Annotated in this window: 17 protein-coding genes; 11 read left to right on the forward strand and 6 right to left on the reverse strand. The window is 71.8% G+C overall.

The features are described from left to right. Position 1: 1 nt before the first annotated feature. The 6 genes from fusA to ACZ6AQ_RS04020 form a co-directional block, all read right to left on the reverse strand. Entirely contained in the window at positions 2–2,128 is a 2,127-nt protein-coding gene (gene fusA, locus ACZ6AQ_RS03995; RefSeq protein WP_388687965.1) for an elongation factor G, read from the reverse strand. Positions 2,129–2,167: 39 nt separating this feature from the next. Continuing rightward, on the reverse strand, positions 2,168–2,638 hold the full coding sequence (rpsG, locus tag ACZ6AQ_RS04000) for a 30S ribosomal protein S7 (RefSeq protein WP_015035567.1): 471 nt from the start codon (positions 2,636–2,638) through the stop codon (positions 2,168–2,170). Positions 2,639–2,640: 2 nt separating this feature from the next. After that, positions 2,641–3,012, reverse strand: coding sequence for a 30S ribosomal protein S12 (gene rpsL, locus ACZ6AQ_RS04005; protein ID WP_003948652.1), 372 nt, complete (start codon positions 3,010–3,012; stop codon positions 2,641–2,643). A 390-nt stretch (positions 3,013–3,402) separates the two neighbouring features. After that, positions 3,403–4,608 carry a tetratricopeptide repeat protein gene (locus ACZ6AQ_RS04010; RefSeq protein ID WP_468757272.1) on the reverse strand — a complete coding sequence of 402 codons (1,206 nt, stop codon included), beginning with the start codon at positions 4,606–4,608 and terminating at the stop codon, positions 3,403–3,405. Positions 4,609–4,619: 11 nt separating this feature from the next. Next, the gene (locus tag ACZ6AQ_RS04015; protein WP_468757274.1) at positions 4,620–5,303 is read right to left on the reverse strand and encodes a hypothetical protein; all 684 of its coding nucleotides are present in this window, start codon (positions 5,301–5,303) and stop codon (positions 4,620–4,622) included. Positions 5,304–5,341: 38 nt separating this feature from the next. Continuing rightward, positions 5,342–6,379: a peptidoglycan DD-metalloendopeptidase family protein gene (locus tag ACZ6AQ_RS04020; protein ID WP_468757276.1), complete on the reverse strand. Its 1,038-nt coding sequence runs from the start codon at positions 6,377–6,379 to the stop codon at positions 5,342–5,344. Between the two features lie 362 nt (positions 6,380–6,741). Here ACZ6AQ_RS04020 and ACZ6AQ_RS04025 point away from each other — a divergent pair, with 362 nt between their 5' ends. The 11 genes from ACZ6AQ_RS04025 to ACZ6AQ_RS04075 all read left to right on the forward strand — a co-directional run bounded on the left by ACZ6AQ_RS04025 (position 6,742) and on the right by ACZ6AQ_RS04075 (position 16,594). Beyond that, positions 6,742–7,134 carry a DUF6668 family protein gene (locus ACZ6AQ_RS04025; RefSeq protein WP_468757278.1) on the forward strand — a complete coding sequence of 131 codons (393 nt, stop codon included), beginning with the start codon at positions 6,742–6,744 and terminating at the stop codon, positions 7,132–7,134. 22 nt (positions 7,135–7,156) lie between these two features. Then, positions 7,157–7,399 (forward strand): hypothetical protein, encoded by a 243-nt coding sequence (locus ACZ6AQ_RS04030; protein ID WP_388687977.1) that lies wholly within the window; start codon positions 7,157–7,159, stop codon positions 7,397–7,399. Between the two features lie 168 nt (positions 7,400–7,567). Continuing rightward, the gene (locus ACZ6AQ_RS04035) at positions 7,568–7,849 is read left to right on the forward strand and encodes a hypothetical protein (protein ID WP_388687979.1); all 282 of its coding nucleotides are present in this window, start codon (positions 7,568–7,570) and stop codon (positions 7,847–7,849) included. Between the two features lie 17 nt (positions 7,850–7,866). Beyond that, on the forward strand, positions 7,867–8,664 hold the full coding sequence (locus ACZ6AQ_RS04040) for a DUF8175 domain-containg protein (protein WP_468757279.1): 798 nt from the start codon (positions 7,867–7,869) through the stop codon (positions 8,662–8,664). Next, a complete protein-coding gene (locus ACZ6AQ_RS04045; RefSeq protein ID WP_468757281.1) occupies positions 8,654–9,895 on the forward strand; it encodes a hypothetical protein in 1,242 nt (413 codons plus the stop codon). Before ACZ6AQ_RS04040 ends, ACZ6AQ_RS04045 begins: the two co-directional genes overlap by 11 nt. Before the next feature lie 75 nt (positions 9,896–9,970). Next, positions 9,971–10,213 (forward strand): hypothetical protein, encoded by a 243-nt coding sequence (locus ACZ6AQ_RS04050; RefSeq protein ID WP_468757283.1) that lies wholly within the window; start codon positions 9,971–9,973, stop codon positions 10,211–10,213. A gap of 34 nt (positions 10,214–10,247) precedes the next feature. Then, entirely contained in the window at positions 10,248–11,357 is a 1,110-nt protein-coding gene (locus ACZ6AQ_RS04055) for a zeta toxin family protein (protein ID WP_468757284.1), read from the forward strand. A 68-nt stretch (positions 11,358–11,425) separates the two neighbouring features. Next, positions 11,426–12,904, forward strand: coding sequence for an SCO6880 family protein (locus tag ACZ6AQ_RS04060; protein WP_388688765.1), 1,479 nt, complete (start codon positions 11,426–11,428; stop codon positions 12,902–12,904). A 137-nt stretch (positions 12,905–13,041) separates the two neighbouring features. Further along, the gene (locus ACZ6AQ_RS04065; protein WP_388688767.1) at positions 13,042–14,451 is read left to right on the forward strand and encodes an ATP/GTP-binding protein; all 1,410 of its coding nucleotides are present in this window, start codon (positions 13,042–13,044) and stop codon (positions 14,449–14,451) included. Then, a complete protein-coding gene (locus ACZ6AQ_RS04070; RefSeq protein ID WP_468757286.1) occupies positions 14,448–16,214 on the forward strand; it encodes a type IV secretory system conjugative DNA transfer family protein in 1,767 nt (588 codons plus the stop codon). Before ACZ6AQ_RS04065 ends, ACZ6AQ_RS04070 begins: the two co-directional genes overlap by 4 nt. Then, complete coding sequence (locus ACZ6AQ_RS04075; RefSeq protein ID WP_468757287.1) at positions 16,211–16,594, forward strand: DUF4913 domain-containing protein; 384 nt, start codon at positions 16,211–16,213, stop codon at positions 16,592–16,594. The genes ACZ6AQ_RS04070 and ACZ6AQ_RS04075 overlap by 4 nt, the downstream gene beginning before the upstream one ends. Positions 16,595–16,608: the final 14 nt, after the last annotated feature.

Raw genomic sequence — 16,608 nt, forward strand, 5'->3', positions numbered from 1 at the left:
GTTACTCGCCCTTGGCCTTCGCGATGATCTCCTCGGCGACGTTCCGGGGAACCTCGGCGTAGGAGTCGAACTGCATCGAGTAGCTTGCGCGACCCGAGGTCTTGCTGCGGAGGTCTCCGACGTAGCCGAACATCTCCGAGAGGGGCACGAGGCCCCGCACGACGCGAGCGCCGCTGCGCTCCTCCATGGCCTGGATCTGGCCACGGCGGGAGTTGATGTCACCGATGACCTCGCCCATGTAGTCCTCGGGCGTGGTGACCTCGACGGACATCATGGGTTCGAGGATGACCGGCGAAGCCTTCCGCGCGGCCTCCTTGAAGGCCTGCGAACCGGCGATCTTGAACGCGAGCTCGGAGGAGTCGACCTCGTGGTAGCCACCGTCGAGAAGGATGACGCGAACGCCGGTCATCTCGTAGCCGGCCAGGATGCCGAACTGCATGGCCTCCTGCGCACCCGCGTCGACCGAAGGGATGTACTCCTTCGGGATGCGGCCACCGGTGACCTTGTTCACGAACTCGTAGGAGGCGTCGCCACCCTCGATGGGCTCGATCGCGATCTGCACCTTGGCGAACTGACCGGTACCACCGGTCTGCTTCTTGTGGGTGTAGTCCACGCGCTCGACGGCCTTGCGGATCGTCTCGCGGTACGCGACCTGCGGCTTGCCGACGTTCGCCTCGACCTTGAACTCGCGCCGCATGCGGTCGACGAGGATGTCGAGGTGGAGCTCGCCCATGCCACCGATGATGGTCTGGCCGGTCTCCTCGTCCGAGTGGACCTGGAAGGAGGGGTCCTCCTCCGCGAGACGCTGGATGGCGACACCCAGCTTCTCCTGGTCACCCTTGGACTTGGGCTCGATGGCGACCTGGATGACCGGCGCCGGGAAGTCCATGGACTCCAGGACGACCGGGTTCTTGTCGTCGCACAGCGTCTCACCGGTGGTGGTCTGCTTGAGGCCCATGACGGCGACGATGTCGCCGGCGCCCACCGAGTCGATCTCCTCACGCTTGTTCGCGTGCATGCGGTAGATCTTGCCGATGCGCTCCTTCTTGCCCTTGACGGAGTTCAGCACCGCGGTGCCGGCCTCCAGGCGACCGGAGTAGATCCGGACGAAGGTGAGCTTGCCGAGGTGCGGGTCGCTCGCGATCTTGAACGCGAGGGCCGACAGCGGCTCGTCGTCGGACGGCTTGCGCCGGACGACGACCTCGGGGTCCTTGACGTCCTGGCCCTCGATGGCCTCGACGTCCAGGGGCGACGGCAGGTAGCGGACGACCGCGTCGAGCAGGGGCTGGACGCCCTTGTTCTTGAACGCGGTGCCACAGAACACGGGGGTGACCGTGGTCTCGCCGCCCTTGCCGGAGGCGATGGTGATGCGACGGACCGCGGCGTACAGCTGCTCCTCGGTGGGCTCGACGCCCTCGAGGAAGAGCTCCATGATCTCTTCGTCGTTCTCCGCGACGGTCTCGACCAGCTTGCCGCGGTACTCCTCGGCCAGCTCGGTGTGCGAGGCCGGGATGTCGACGATGTCGTACATCTCACCCTTGCTGGCCTCGGCGGACCAGACGAGGGCCTTCATGCGGACGAGGTCGACGACGCCCTGGAAGTCGGCCTCGGCACCGATCGGGAGCTGCATGACGATCGGGGTGGCGCCGAGGCGGTCCACGATCATGTCGACGCAGCGCAGGAAGTCGGCACCGGTGCGGTCGAGCTTGTTGACGAAGCAGATGCGCGGAACGCCGTAGCGGTCCGCCTGACGCCAGACGGTCTCGGACTGCGGCTCGACGCCGGCCACGCCGTCGAACACGGTGACAGCACCGTCGAGCACGCGCAGCGAACGCTCCACCTCGACGGTGAAGTCGACGTGGCCGGGCGTGTCGATGATGTTGATCGTGTGATCGACGTTCTCGAGCGACCAGTGGCAGGTCGTCGCGGCGGACGTGATCGTGATGCCGCGCTCCTGCTCCTGCTCCATCCAGTCCATCGTGGCAGCGCCGTCGTGGACTTCACCGATCTTGTACGAGACACCGGTGTAGAACAGGATCCGCTCGGTGGTGGTCGTCTTGCCCGCGTCGATGTGAGCCATGATGCCGATGTTGCGCACCTTGGCAAGGTCAAGCGAAGTGGTAGCCATATCGGCTCAGTCTTCTCTCGGTCTCGATGTGGGTTGCGACTACCAGCGGTAGTGCGCGAAGGCCTTGTTGGACTCGGCCATCTTGTGCGTGTCCTCACGCTTCTTGACCGCAGCGCCGAGGCCGTTCGAGGCGTCGAGCAGCTCGTTCATGAGGCGCTCGGTCATGGTCTTCTCGCGACGGGCGCGGGAGTAACCGACGAGCCAGCGGAGGGCGAGCGTGGACGCGCGGCCCGGCTTGACCTCGATCGGCACCTGGTAGGTGGCGCCACCGACACGGCGGGACTTGACCTCGAGGGCCGGCTTGACGTTCTCGAGAGCGCGCTTCAGCGTGATGACCGGGTCCTGGCCGGTCTTCTCGCGAAGACCCTCCATGGCGCCGTACACGATGCGCTCGGCGGTGGAACGCTTGCCGTCCAGCAGGATCTTGTTGATCAGCGAGGTGACAAGAGGAGAGCTGTAGACCGGGTCGATGATGACCGGGCGCTTCGGGGCGGGGCCCTTACGAGGCATTCTTACTTCTCCTTCTTGGCGCCGTAGCGGCTGCGAGCCTGCTTACGGTTCTTGACGCCCTGCGTGTCGAGGGAACCGCGGATGATCTTGTAACGAACACCCGGCAGGTCCTTCACACGGCCACCGCGCACGAGCACGATGGAGTGCTCCTGCAGGTTGTGACCCTCACCCGGGATGTAGGCCGTGACCTCGATGCCGGAGGTCAGACGCACACGCGCGACCTTACGGAGGGCCGAGTTCGGCTTCTTCGGGGTGGTCGTGAACACACGCGTGCAGACGCCGCGGCGCTGAGGGGAACCCTCGAGTGCGGGCGTCTTGTTCTTCTCGACCTTGTCCTGCCGGCCCTTCCGGACCAGCTGCTGGATCGTAGGCACTACTTCTCCGGTTTCTGTGTGCCGTCGGTAAAACTAACCTGGAACAGTCACCGACCCACGCGGTCGGGTGTGTCGAATCGCGCGGACCCCCGCCAACGGCGGAAAAAGCGCGGACCACGGTGGCCGGTATATGACTCGCGGTGCGGCTGAGGACACGCACACGAGCCCAGGCACACCCCAGGCACAAGGCTTGAGCGTACCTATCGCACGGACTCCGGTCAAAACAAATGCGACGCACCCGGTCGGCGGCCGTGCGCGGGCACGGACGGCGCCGGACGGGCGGCCGCCCGCGCGGACCGGACGGAGGCGGCGCGCCCGTGCTCCGCCGGGGCGCGTGCCGAGAGCCCCGCCCGCCCTCCGGGAGGACGGCGCCGCTTCGGGCGCGCATGCTCAGGCGGTCCCCGCCCGCCGCTCCAGCCGGGCCATCCGGGCCCGCACGGACTCCAGCCGGGCCTGGTCCGCCGCGGGCAGGGTGGACCAGAGGGCGACCAGGTCGTGCCCCATCCGGAGCGCCTCGTGGGGGTCGGCGACCCTGAGCCAGGCCGCCGCCGCGTTCAGCACGCTCTGCAGCGCCTGCGGATCGTCGTGCGCGACGCGTACGCGGGCGATGTCCAGGGAGCCCTCGAAGGCGCGGCGGCTGTCCCCCGCGACGAAGGCGACGTACGCGTTGAGCTCGCGCAGCCGCAGCGTCTCGGGCGCCTCCGGGCCGAGGCGCGCGGCGGCCTCGTTCACGCTCTGCAGGGCGAGGGTGGCGGCCCACTCGATGCGCCCGGCCTGGAGCGCCTCGTGGATGCGGGCCACGGGACCGGCGGCCGGTTCGCCGACGGGAGGGCCGGGGACCGGGGCCGGGGCGGGAACGGGGGCCGGCGTGGGGGCGGGCGACTCCACGGGGGCGGAAGCGGGTGCGGGTTCCGGTGCGGGGGACGGCGTGGGTACGGGGGCGGGAGCCGGTACGGGAGAGGGAGCGGGTACGGGGGACGGGGCCGGCACGGAGGACGGTGCGGGCACCGGGGACGAAGCGGGCGCGGGAGACGGGTCCGGCGCGGGAGACGGGTCCGGCACGGAAGACGGGGCGGGTACGGGAGACGGGTCCGGCGCGGAAGACGGAGCGGGCGCGGGCGCCGGGGCCGGGGTCCGCGCGGGCGGGGTCTCGGGCTCCTGCCGCGGCGCGGGTACCGGTTCCACGGCGGCGGGCCGGGGCGCCCGTACCGCCGGACCGGACGGGAGCGCGGAGTCCCACGCGGGCGCCGGGACCGGCGCGGGCCCCTGGGCCGGCAGGCCCTGGGACCCGGCCTCCCGCAGCGGCGCCGGGGGGCCCGAGAAGACGCTCGACCCGTCCTCCAGCACCCGCAGCGGCACGACCGACCCGATCCGCTCGTCGTACACCACGGCCGCCACGGGCCGTCCGGACGTCAGGACGAGGCGGTGCAGGTAGTCGAGCACGGCGTCCTGGGGATTCTCCCCGACTCCCGCCACCACGGGCCTGCCGTCCACCTCGGCGAACCCGTCGGCGCGCACCCGTACCTCGACCGCCGTGGACCCGGAAGCCGGCGGCGGGTCCTCTTCCTTCCGCTTGCGGCGGCTGAACACGGACATGGATGCCTCACTCAGTTCTTCGGTGCGGGGGAAGCGGGAGGGACGGAGGGCGGCGCGGAGGGCGGCAGGACCTCCTCGACCACCCGGACGTCGGCGACCCGCCACGGACCGCCGCCGGCCGGGCGGGTCAGTTCGACCCAGGCCGTGAGCCGGGGGCCCGGTCCGGTCCAGCCGTCCCGGCCCAGGGCCGTGCCCTCGACGAAGACCTCCCGGTGGGCGAGGACGGGGGTGTCGGGCGGGAGGTCGTCGTCGCCGTCGCCGAAGGTGAGCCGCAGCGTGGTCCACGCCTTGTGCTGCGCCCAGACGTTCCAGTCGTCCCCGGTGCCGCCCGACGGGACGTGCTCGCGTTCGGCGGCGGCGCGTTCGGGGGTGAGGTAGGGGAGGGACCGGAGCACCGCGTCCTGGCGTCCCGCGTCGTAGGCGGTGTCGTAGCCGTAGGCGGCGGTCGCCCAGGCACGGGTGACCGAGGTCGGGTCCCGGTCGTCCGCCTTCGGCGGGGCGGGAATCCTGCTCCCCCCGTCCAGCGGCTTCCCCCGGGGGACGGGCGCCTTGGGCGTGAAGGAGTCCGAGGCCACCGGGTCCGGTCCCGGCCCTCCGCCCGCGCCGTCCGACTCCCGGAGGTCCTTCAGTCCGCAGCCGGCCAGGACGGCCGCTCCCGTGACGGTCACGAGCACCGCGGCGATCGCCTTCCGCACGGTTCCCCTCCTTCCGTTCCCGTCCGCCCGCCGCCCGGTCATTTTCCGATCCAGGGGGCGGGGTTGACGTACTGTCCGTTCTCCTGCACCTCGAAGTGCAGGTGGGCGCCGGTCGAGTAGCCCGTGCTCCCGACGAGGCCGACCACCGTTCCCACGCCGACCCTCTGCCCCCTGGAGACGTTGATCGCGGACATGTGGTTGTAGGTCGTGGAGATCTGTTTGCCGCCGATCGTGCCGTGGGAGACGATCACGCGGTTCCCGTACCCCTTCTCCATGCCGGCGGAGGTGACGACGCCTTCCTTCGCGGCGAGGATCGGCACGCCGGCCGCCACCCCGAAGTCCATGCCGGTGTGGAGCTTGTGGACCCCGGTGATGGGGTGCACGCGCATGCCGAAGGGCGAGGTGACGGGCGGGTTGCCGGAGAGCGGCATGGCCAGCCGCTGTCCGGCCGGGATCGTGCCCGTGCCGGGGCCGGAGGCGATCGCCGTGTACTTCGCCATGGCGGCCTTGATCTTGACGACGTAGCCCTGGGTCTCCTGGTACGGGGGGATGCCACCGTACTTGAGCACCGCGCCCGGCCCCGCGTTGTAGGAGGCGAGGGTGAGGTCGAGCGTCGGTCCGCTCGCCTTCCCCCGGGACTTGTACCCCTCGACCTGTTCGGCCAGGGCGCAGTCGTAGCGCCCCTGGGCCATGATCGCGTCCCCGGGGTCGAAGGGGTTCACGCGGCCGTTGCCGTCGTCGTCCCGGCCCCAGGTCTTCCAGGTCCCGGGCATGAACTGGGAGAGGCCCTGGGCCCCGACGGGCGAGGTCCGTCCGTTGATCCAGCCGGACTCGGCCTCTATCTGCGCGGCGATGACCGGCGCGGTGATCTGCGGGCACATGGAGCCCGCCTTCAGCACCCACGGCAGGTACTGCGGCGGTACGTGCTTCGGGTCCAGCGTCCCGCCGTTGACGCCCGACATGTCGGGCCCGGCGTCTCCCGCTCCCACCCCCACGAACATGAAGACCGGCATGACGACCAGCGCGAAGGCACCGCCCGCGACCCACGCGACGGTGCTTCCCCCATTGCCTGACATCGCTCCCCCGTCGGCGCGTCCCGAGCTCCGGCACCGGGCCGCGCTTCCACGTGCCCGGCGACAACATCACACGTCCGGCGCGTTCAAGGGCCGGAGATTCGCAGTACGTTGTCGGGGTCGGACGCTACGCGAGACAGTCGACGCACGTCGACACGGGGGCAGAACATATGCAGCAGAACACGATCGGCGGGCCGGAGATCTGGCTCCGCGGACCGGTGGATCCCTCCGCCCGGCCGGTACCGGCACCTTCGGACGGGTCCACCCCGAATCCCGTGCCGTACCAGGACTTTCCGGCACCCGCGCCGTCCGGGCCGGTGCCCGGGGCGGCCGTTCCGCCGGGCGCCGGGGGCCGGTTCTCCTGGATGGGGGGCCACGGCGGGGCGGGCACCTCCACCCTGGCCCAGGTGTTCGGGGGGCACGACTCCGGTCTCTCCTGGCCCGACACGGCGGCCGGCCGGCCGGGGAACGTCCTGCTGGTGGCCCGCACCCACGCCTCGGGCCTCCAGGCGGTCTCCCGGATCCTCAACGCCCACCGGCAGAACGAGATTCCGGCGGGCGTCACGCTCGCGGCGGTCGTCCTCGTCGCGGACGCCCCCGGCCGGCTGCCGAGGGAGCTGAACCAGCGGATCAAGGTGATCGGTTCGGTGGTGGAAGTGCACCGGGTCCCTTGGGTGTCGTCCTGGCGTACCGGTAATCTCTCGGGGCCCCTGCCGCGCGAGGTCGCCGCACTCGGCCGGCTCGTCGCCGGCAACTGAACCGGCCCACGGGAAGTACGAGATGGAACTGATACTGGCCGCTCCCGGCGCGAACGTCACCGGTCCCCTCAACCAGATCCTCGGCTACCTCGCCTGGCTGGTCACCGCCGCGGGCGTACTGGGCGTTCTGATCGTGGGGTCGCGGATGGCGATCTCGCTACGATCGGGAAGCGGTGATGAGCACTTGACGCAGTTCGCGGTCGTGATGGGGGCCTGCATCATCGGAGCGACCGCGGGTCCGATCGTCCAATTCCTGCTGCCTTGAAGGGATTCCGTACCGCGTTCCGTTCCGAACAGGTCACTGTTGCGGTCAGAGACGGACACGCACCGAAGAAGCCCTGACATGATGCAGCGGCGACATCGCCACCCAACTCATCGGTACAGGCACCACATGTGAGCCACGAAGGCTCGTTCCCACGGGGGGAGATTCTCCATGTTGAGCAAGGTCCGCGACATCATCCTCGCAGCCGACGTGCCCAAGCCGGGCATGGACGCGCCGAAGGAACTCACCAGCAAGGTCAACGACGTACTGGGCATCGTCGCGTGGGCGGGAACCGCGGCGGGCGTCGCGGGCGTGCTGATCACCGGCGCCATGATGGCGATCTCGATGCGCCGGGGCGAGGGCTCGGAGCACATGGGCCGCCTCGGCATGGTGCTGGGCGGATGCATCCTGGTCGCCACCGCCGGGCCGCTCGTCTCCTTCGTCTTCAACTGACCCGGGAAGGCCGACCCATGAGTCCGCGAAGCCGGCGAAGCAGCAGTGGTGAGTGGGAGAAGCCGTTCTGGCAGCAGCCCGGCTGGCTGCTGTCCGCCGGGTTCTTCCTGGTGTTGGCGTTGGTCGGCGGGTACGCCGTACTCGCCGACGACGGCGACGCGAACGCCGGCCGGGGGCCGGAGACGACGGCGTCCCCTTCCCCGGGCGGCACGCAGGCCACCCCCTCGGGCAAGCCGTCGGGCGGGGCGGAGGAGCCCCGGCCGGCGGGCTGCCGCACGGACGACAGCGACCAGGCGATCCCGCCGAAGAGCCCGGCCGACCTGAAGTGGAAGGTCTACCGGTCGGAACTCGTCCCGGTGTCCGCTACGGCGGGCCCCCTCCAGTACGACGGGCCCGTCTGGTCCTGCTTCGCGCACACGCCGCTGGGTGCGGCGCTCGCGGTGCACTCCATCTCCACCAAGATGGGCGGTTCGGACTGGAAGACCGTCGTCGGGAGGCAGTTCACCCCCGGCACCGGCACGGAGGCCCTCAAGAAGTCCCGCGCCGCGAAGAAGGACGAGAACGACCCCGGCGCACCGGGCAGCAACGGCACCTACGTGGGCTTCAGCATGGTCACCTACGACAAGGACCGCGCCACGGTGATGATGCTCATGCGGCTCCCCGAGGGGAACTACGTCACGGGCACCGTCGCGGTCGTCTGGGAGGACGGGGACTGGAAGATCCGTCCCACGCTGCGCGGCTCCATCACGGAGAGCATCACGCCGGTCGGCGGCACGGACGGATTCGTCCTCTGGGGAGGCGGAAGTGGCGCTTGACCTGCCCAGTCCCGGAGACCTCCTCGACTGCGCCACCAGTCCGCTGCAATGCGCCAAGGACGGCGTCAAGGGCGCCGTCAACAGCGTGGTCGGCAGCGCCGTGGAAGCCTTCGCGAACGCGATCGGCGCGGCGGCCTCCGAGGTGCTCAAGGCCCTCAACGGCGTCTGGATGAAGGTCGGCAGCGGCAGCAGCCTCAACCCCGAGGGGGGCACCGGGCTCGACATGATCATCGGCGAGACGAAGTGGATCGTCGGTTACGTGGCCGTCGCCTCCGTCCTCGTCGCCGCGATCAGGATGGCCTACGAGCGCAAGGGCCAGTCCATGCAGCAGGCGTTCATGGGCATGTGGAAGGTCATCCTCGTCTCCACCCTCATCCCCGTCGTGGCCGGTCTGCTGTACCAGGCGTCGGACGCGTACGCCCAGGAGGTCTACCGCAAGGCCAACCTGGGGGAGAACGCCGAGACCATCCTCGGCGTCACCGCGCTGACCAGTCCCGGTCTGATCCTGATCTTCGGCCTGCTGGTCATGCTGGCCAGTTTCGTGCAGATCATCCTGATGTACATCAGGCTGGGCGTGCTCATCATGCTGATCGGCACCCTTCCCATCGCCGCCGCCTCCTCGATGACGGGCTGGGGCGACGGCTGGTGGAAGAAGCACATCGGCTGGCTGGTCGCCTGGCTGCTCTACAAGCCGGCCGCCGCGCTGATCATCTACTCGGCCACGTCCATGACCCAGAGCCGGAAGGACCCGGGCCTGGAGAACACCATCGCCGGCATGGGCATGCTCGTCCTCTCGGTCTTCGCCCTGCCCGCCCTGCTCAAGCTGGTCGTCCCGGCGACCGCCGCGCTCGGCGGCACCTCGGGCGGCACCGTGGCCCTCAACTTCGCCAACAGCATCGCGAGCGGTGCGGTCAGCATCGCCAGTGGCGCCGGTGGCGGAGGAGGAGGGGGCGGCGGTGGCGGTGGCGGTGGCGGTGGCGGCGGCCGGGGCCCCGTGGGTTCCCCGTCGTCCGGTGCCGGCGCGGCCCCGTCGGCCGGCGCGGGTGGCGCCGGAGGCGCGGGAGCGGGTGGCGGCGGTGCGGCGGCGGCCGGTGGCGCCGCGGCGGCCGCGGGCCCCGCGATGATCGCCGTCCAGGCCGCCGCGGTGGTCGCCCAGGCGGGCATGAACGCGGCCAACGAGGTCGCGGGCTCCCTGGACGACAACGACGGTATGAAGGGCCACAACCAGTAACGACGGCGGCGGGTGGGGCGGCGCGGCGCGCGGACCCCACCCGCCGGCGGCGGCACGGCACGGAAGGACCGACCCATGACCGAGAAGCCCTCCCTCCGCGAGTACCTCAGGCGCTACGCCGAGGGCGGCATCCCCCGCGAGGAGATGATCGAGACCATCGCGGCATGGGACTTCGAGGAAGAGCTCTACGATCCGCTGCTCATCGAGCCCACGGGTCAGGACAACGTCTTCTCCATGATCAACGGAGCCATCCTGCTCGGGGACATCACCTACGAGGACGCGGAAGAGATCCTGCGCCGCAAGAACGCGCGCGGCTGACCCGAACGGGCTCGGGGCAGAGGAAAGGAAGACCATGCTGACGGGGGAATACGCTCAGCTCTACGCCGAGCTGCAGCAGCGCATGGGGCGGGGCGGAGACCTCTCGCCCGGCGCGGGGGACACCGCCGCGCGGTTCACCACCCAGGGCCTCTACCACCGCGAACGCCTCGCCCTGCACGCCTCCGTCATCGAACGCTTCAAGGCCGAGTACGCCGGCCGGCCGCGCGGGGGGAACGCCGTCCTGCTGACGGCCGGCGCGCCCGGCGCCGGAAAGAGCACCGTGCAGCACCAGCTCGGTTCCTGGCAGAACGAGGAGTCCGAGCTGGGCCGCCTGCTCACCTCCGCGCACGGCCTGAAGCTGGAGGACTACGTCGTCCTCGACCCCGACGAGTTCAAGCGCGCCCTCTTCGAGGCCGGCGGCCTGCCGCGGCTCTCCCCCGAAGCGATGGCCCTCTCCTTCGGCCGGGAACTCTCCCCGGCGGAGCTGTCCGGGCTGTTGCACCGCGAAGCGTCCTACCTCCGCGACCAGTTGGAGACCTGGGCCCGCCGCGAGGGCCACAACCTCCTCTTCGACGCGACGCTCGCCAACGAGACGGCCAACGTCGCCCTCCTCGACAACCTCGCCCGGGACGGATACGACCAGCGCGTCATCCTCTCCGTCGAGGTCCCCCTGGAGACCTCCCTCGCGCAGAACGCCGGCCGCTGGCAGGCGGGCCGCATCGCGTACGAGCAGGGCAACGACCCCTACGGCGGCCGCATGGCCCCGCAGGAGATGATCCGCGCCCTCTACGCCAAGAACACCACCGGCCTCGGCCACTCCATCAGCCGCCAGAACGCCGAGAAGCTCGTCGGGCAGGGCCTGGCGACCGGGCTGATCACCACCGAGCGCGGCGCGTTCACGCCCACCGGCACCGGCACGGTGATCCCCGCGCAGCAGACGACCCCCACCTTCACCAGGGGCGAGTTCTCCGTCGGCGTCGCCGCCGCCGGCAAGCTGCGCTCCTCCCGGGGCACCACCCAGAACACCCAGAACACCCAGAGCACGCAGAGCACCCAGAACACGCAGACCCAGAACCAGACCCGGGGCGCCCGCACCACCACCCCGCGCCCCACACCGCCCTCCTCCGGCGGCCGCACCCGCTGACCCGGCGGGACGCCCGTCCGCACTTCGTCCACTCCTCCCCCGAAAGGAACCCCGTGGCCTCCGAATCCATGGCGCGGCCCACCTACGGGAACTGGCGGCGCCCCCGCCGACCCGGGCTCGGGCCCCTCGGCCTGCTCGGGACCGTCGTCGCGTTCGGCGGTCTCGTGGTCGTCCTGCTCGCCTCGCTCGTCTCGATCTCCGTCGCCCTCACCGTCCTCGTCCCCCTCGCCCTGTTCCTCGGCCCGCTCGCCCTGCGGACCGCCGACGGAAGGAACGTCTACCAGATGGTCGCCATCCGGATCGGCTGGCTGAAGCGCAAGGCCAACGGCTCGCACACCTACGTCTCCGGGCCGCTCTCGCGCCGCCCCGGCGGCAACTTCTCCCCTCCCGGGCTGCTCGCCCGCGTGAAGATGCTGCACGGCCGCGACGCGTACGACCGCCCCTTCGGCGTCCTGCACCACCCCGGCCGGAACCTCTACACCATCGTGCTCGCCTGCGAGCCCGACGGCGGTTCCCTCGTCGACCCCGAGCAGGTCGACATCTGGGTCGCCTCCTGGGGCGACTGGCTGTCCCGGCTCTCCCACGAACCGGGGCTGCGCGGCGCCCAGGTCGTCGTGGAGACGGCCCCCGACACCGGCACCCGGCTGGCCGCCGAGGTGCTGCCCCGGATCGCCCCGGACGCCCCGGAGGCGGCCCGCGCGGTGATGGAGGAGGTCGTGGCGCGCTACCCGTCCGCCTCCTCCGAGATGCACACGTACGTCGCCCTCACCTACGGGGCCCTGCCCGGCCCCCGCCGCAAGCCCGAGGACGTGGTCACCGACCTCTCGATGCGCCTGCCCGGCCTGCTGGCCGGCCTGGTCGCGGCCGGCGGCGGTTCCGCCTCGCCGCTGTCCGAGGAGCGGATCGCGGAGATCGTCCGGGTCGCCTACGACCCGGCCATCGCGCCCGACGTGCTGTCCGTCCGCGCCAACCAGGCCACCACCGGGGTGAGCTGGCAGGACTGCGGACCGGCGGCCGCCGTGGAGACCGTGGACGGCTACAAGCACGACTCGGGCATCTCCCGCACCTGGATGCTCACCCTGGCGCCGCGCGGCACCGTCCGCTCCAGCGTGCTGCGCGGTCTGCTCGAACCCGCCCAGGGCACCCGCCGCAAGCGCGTCTCCCTCGTCTACCGGCCGATCGACCCGGCGACCTCCGCCCGCATCGTGGAGGCCGACCGGCGCGCGGCCCACTTCATGGCGGGCTCCCGCCGGGGCCTGGTCCAGGCCCGCGCCGCCTCCGAGATGCAGGCGGCCGAGCAGACCGCCGCCGAGGAGGCGTCCGGCGCCGGCCTGGTGGAGTTCTCCCTCATGGTCACCGTCACGGTGGACAACGAGGAGGAGCTCCAGGACGCCTCGATCACCGTCCGCAACCTGCAGGCGTCCTCCCGCATCCTGATGCGCCCCGCCGACCGCATGCAGGCGTCCGCCTTCACCTGCACGCTGCCCGTCGGCCTCCTCCCGTGGGAGTACACCCTCATTCCGTACCAGCTCAGGGAGACGCTGTGAGCAGGAAGCAGTCCAGGAGCGCCGGGGAGGCCGAGGAGCTCCGGCGGGCCAAGGAGGCCAAGCAGGCCGCCCGCCGCCGGGTCCCGGTCGCGCCCGCGCGGGGCTGGCCCGGCCCCGGCGGCGGCCAGGTCGCCCATGTGGACCCGCCCTCGATGTGGCGCGCCACCACGGTCCAGGCGTGCGGCCTGTGGCCGTTCGCGGCCGGTTCCGGGGCGCCGATGACCGGGGTCCCGCTCGGCCAGCACCTGCACACCGGTGCGACGGTCTGCGGCGACCCGATCTCCTGGTTCACCCGGGCCCGGTACATCTCGAACCCGTCCCTGTTCATGCTCGGCATGCCCGGACTCGGCAAGTCCACGCTGGTCAACCGCATGCTGATCGGCATGACGGCCACCGGGGTGGTCCCCCTGGTCCTGGGCGACCTGAAGCCCGACTACGCGGACACCGTGCGGGCCCTGGGCGGCCAGGTGATCTCCATCGGCCGGGGCGTCGGCGGCATCAACGTCCTCGACCCCGGGGCCATGGGCGAGGCGGCGGAGCGCATCGGCGGAGAGGCCGGACGCGTCCTGCTGGCCGAGGCCCACGGCCGCGTCCTGAACATGGTGGCCGCGCTCATCACCATCATGCGCGGGCGCCCCATGGACGACCACGAGCAGTCGGTCCTCTCCGCCTGCCTGCACCACCTGAGGGAGCGGTCCACGCCCGGCCGCCCGCCCCTCCTGCCCGATCTGCTGAGGGTGCTGGACGAGGGCCCCGACCGGGTCCGCGCGGTCACCCTGGACCGGGGCGACCAGCAGCGGTACCAGAAGGCCGTGGACCCCCTGCACCGTTCGCTCATCGGCGTGCTGGACGGTCCGCTGGGCGACACCTTCGCCTCGGAGACCTCCACCCGCATCAACCCCAACGCGCCCGCCGTGTGCGTGGACATCTCCCGCATCGGCGAGGCGGACACCCAGCTGACCGCGGCGGCGATGCTCGCCGCCTGGTCCGACGGGCTCGGCACGGTCGCCGCCGCCCACGCGCTCGCGGACGCCGGACTGGCCCCGCAGCGCTGGTTCTTCACCGTCCTCGACGAGCTGTGGCGGCCGCTGCGCGCCGCCTCCGGCATCGTGGAGCGCATCGACGCGCTCACCCGCCTGAACCGCTCGCTCGGACTCGGCGACGCCAAGATCACCCACACCCTGAAGGACGCCGAGGCGCTGGGCAGCGAGGCCGACCGGGCCAAGGCCCGCGGCTTCGTCGAGCGCGCCGGCATGGTGGTCTGCGCCGGTCTGCCCCGTACCGAGATGGAGGATCTCGGCAAGGTGATCGGCATGTCCCAGCGGGAGATCGAACTGGTCTCGTCCTGGTCGTCGCCGCCCGGCTGGGCGAACCCGGACGTGAGCTCCGAGCCGCCCGGCCGGGGCCGTTTCCTGATCAAGGTGGGCGGCCGTCCCGGCATCCCCATCAAGGTCGCCATCACCGAGACGGAACGCAACCTGCACAACACCAACACGCGGTGGGCGGGGCGGGACATGCCCCTGCCGCGCTCCGGGGAGCACCGATGACGAACCGCCGGTCCCGGGGCGGCGCCACCTCCGCCGAGGACTACCTGCCCTGGCTGATCGTGGGCGTCGCCGCCCTCGTCTTCCTCGGCTTCCTCGGCGTGTGGCTGGGCGGAACGCTCGGCGCCGTCGCGTCCGGGGCGGGCTGGAACCCGCCCCCGTTCGGCCTGCGGACGCTCTCCTCCCTGGTGGAGGACGGCCCGGCCGCACTCTGGCCGGACGCCCCGCGGGCCGCCGTGTTCGCGGGCATCGCCGTGACGGCCGGGCTGCTGACCGGCCTGGCCGTCGTCCTCGTCCTGCTGGTCCGCAAGCGGGGCGGCGGGCGCACCCCGGGCCTCGCCGGCCGCAAGGAACTCGCCGCGATGCTCCCCAAGGGGGCCGCGGCCCGCGCCCTCCAGCTCCGTCCCGGCCTGAAGAAGCTGACCGGCGGCAGGCTCACCCCCGACGACACCGGCAACCTCCTCGGCAACCTGGAACCGAACGGCCCCGAGCTGCGCTCCAGTTACGAGGACGTGGAACTGGACCTGATGGCGCCACGCGCCGGAAAGTCCACCGGCATCGCCGTCCCCCGCGTCCTGCGCGCCCGCGGCAGCGTCCTGCTGACCTCCAACAAGTCCGACGTCTTCGCCGCGACCCGGGCCGAACGCGAACGGGTCGGCCAGGTGTGGACGTTCGACCCCCAGGGCATCGCGCACACCCCCCGGGCCCTCTGGTGGGACATGCTCGCCGACGCCCGCGACATCGAGGGGGCCCGGCGGCTGGCCGGGCACTTCGTCGGCGCGGTCAACGACGACGCCTCCAAGCGGGACTTCTGGATCTCCGCCGCCCAGAACACCCTGACGGCCCTCTTCCACGCCGCGGCCAAGGGCGGACGGCAGATCGACGAGGTCCTCGGCTGGCTCGCCGACCCCGCCGACCGCACCCCGATCGACCTGCTGCGCGACGCGGGCATGCCCGCCCTCGCCGAACAGCTCCGGGGCACGATCCAGGGAGCGGTCGAGACCCGGGACGGCATCTACGAGACGGCCCGCCAGTGTGTGAGCTGCCTGCTCGATCCCCGGATCGCCGCCTGGGTGACCCCCGACCCGGTCATGCCGGAGTTCCGCCCGGACCACCACGTGCTGGGCACCGGCACCCTGTACCTGCTGTCCAAGGACGGCGGCGGCTCGGCGGCGGGCGTCATCGCCGCCGTCGCCGACTCCGTCCTGCGCGCCGGGGTCCGCGCCGCCGAGCGGATGGGCGGCCGGCTGGAACCGCCGATGACCGCGATCCTCGACGAGGCCGCCAACGTCTGCCGGATCTCCGACCTGCCCGACCTGTACTCGCACCTCGGTTCGCGCGGCATCAACATCGTGACCCTGCTCCAGAGCTACCGGCAGGGCTCCCGCGTGTGGGGCGAGGCCGGCATGGACGCCCTGTGGGGCGCGGCGACCATCAAGCTCCTCGGCGCGGGCCTCGACGACGCGGACTTCGTGGAGAAGGTCTCCCGGCTGGTCGGCGAGCACGACGTGCGCACCGTGAGCCACTCCCGGAGCAAGGACGGCCGGACCCGCTCCACCTCGTACCGGCTGGAGCGCATCCTTCCCGCCGACCGCATCCGGGCCCTGCCCAAGGGCACGGCCCTGCTCCTGGCCACCGGTGTCCGTCCCGCCCTGATCCGGCTGCGCCCCTGGTACGCGGAGCCGGGCGCCGAACGCGTCCAGGCCGCCGCGGCGGCGGAGCTGCGGGCCATCACCGCCCGTGCCGCGAAGGAGGTGTCCCGGTGAGCGCCCCCGCCGGGCCCGACCCGCAGGGGCCGCTGTTCATCCTCTACCTCGACGGCGAGGAGTACGACGAGGAACTGCGCGCCCTGGCGACCTGGGTGCACGCGCTCCTGCTGCCCGTCTACGGCCGGGAGGTCACCTCCGGCGAGCCCTGGTGCCCCCGCTGGTGGGAACACCTGGAGGCGGTGGCCCGGCTGCACGGCCTGTGGCTCGCCTGGCAGGAGCTCACCGACCCGGCGGCCGGCCCGAGCGGGCCCGCGCTGTGGCACCGCGACCACCTGGGGGCGGTCATGCACGAACTCCGCAGCCCTTCCGGGCCGTTCGCGGGGTGCAAGCCGGGCGCCCACAGGCCCAAGGCCGTGCCGGTGGTCGAAGCGTTCTGAACCGAGAGAGGCAG

It is taken from the genome of Streptomyces sp. NPDC041191, assembly GCF_055591945.1.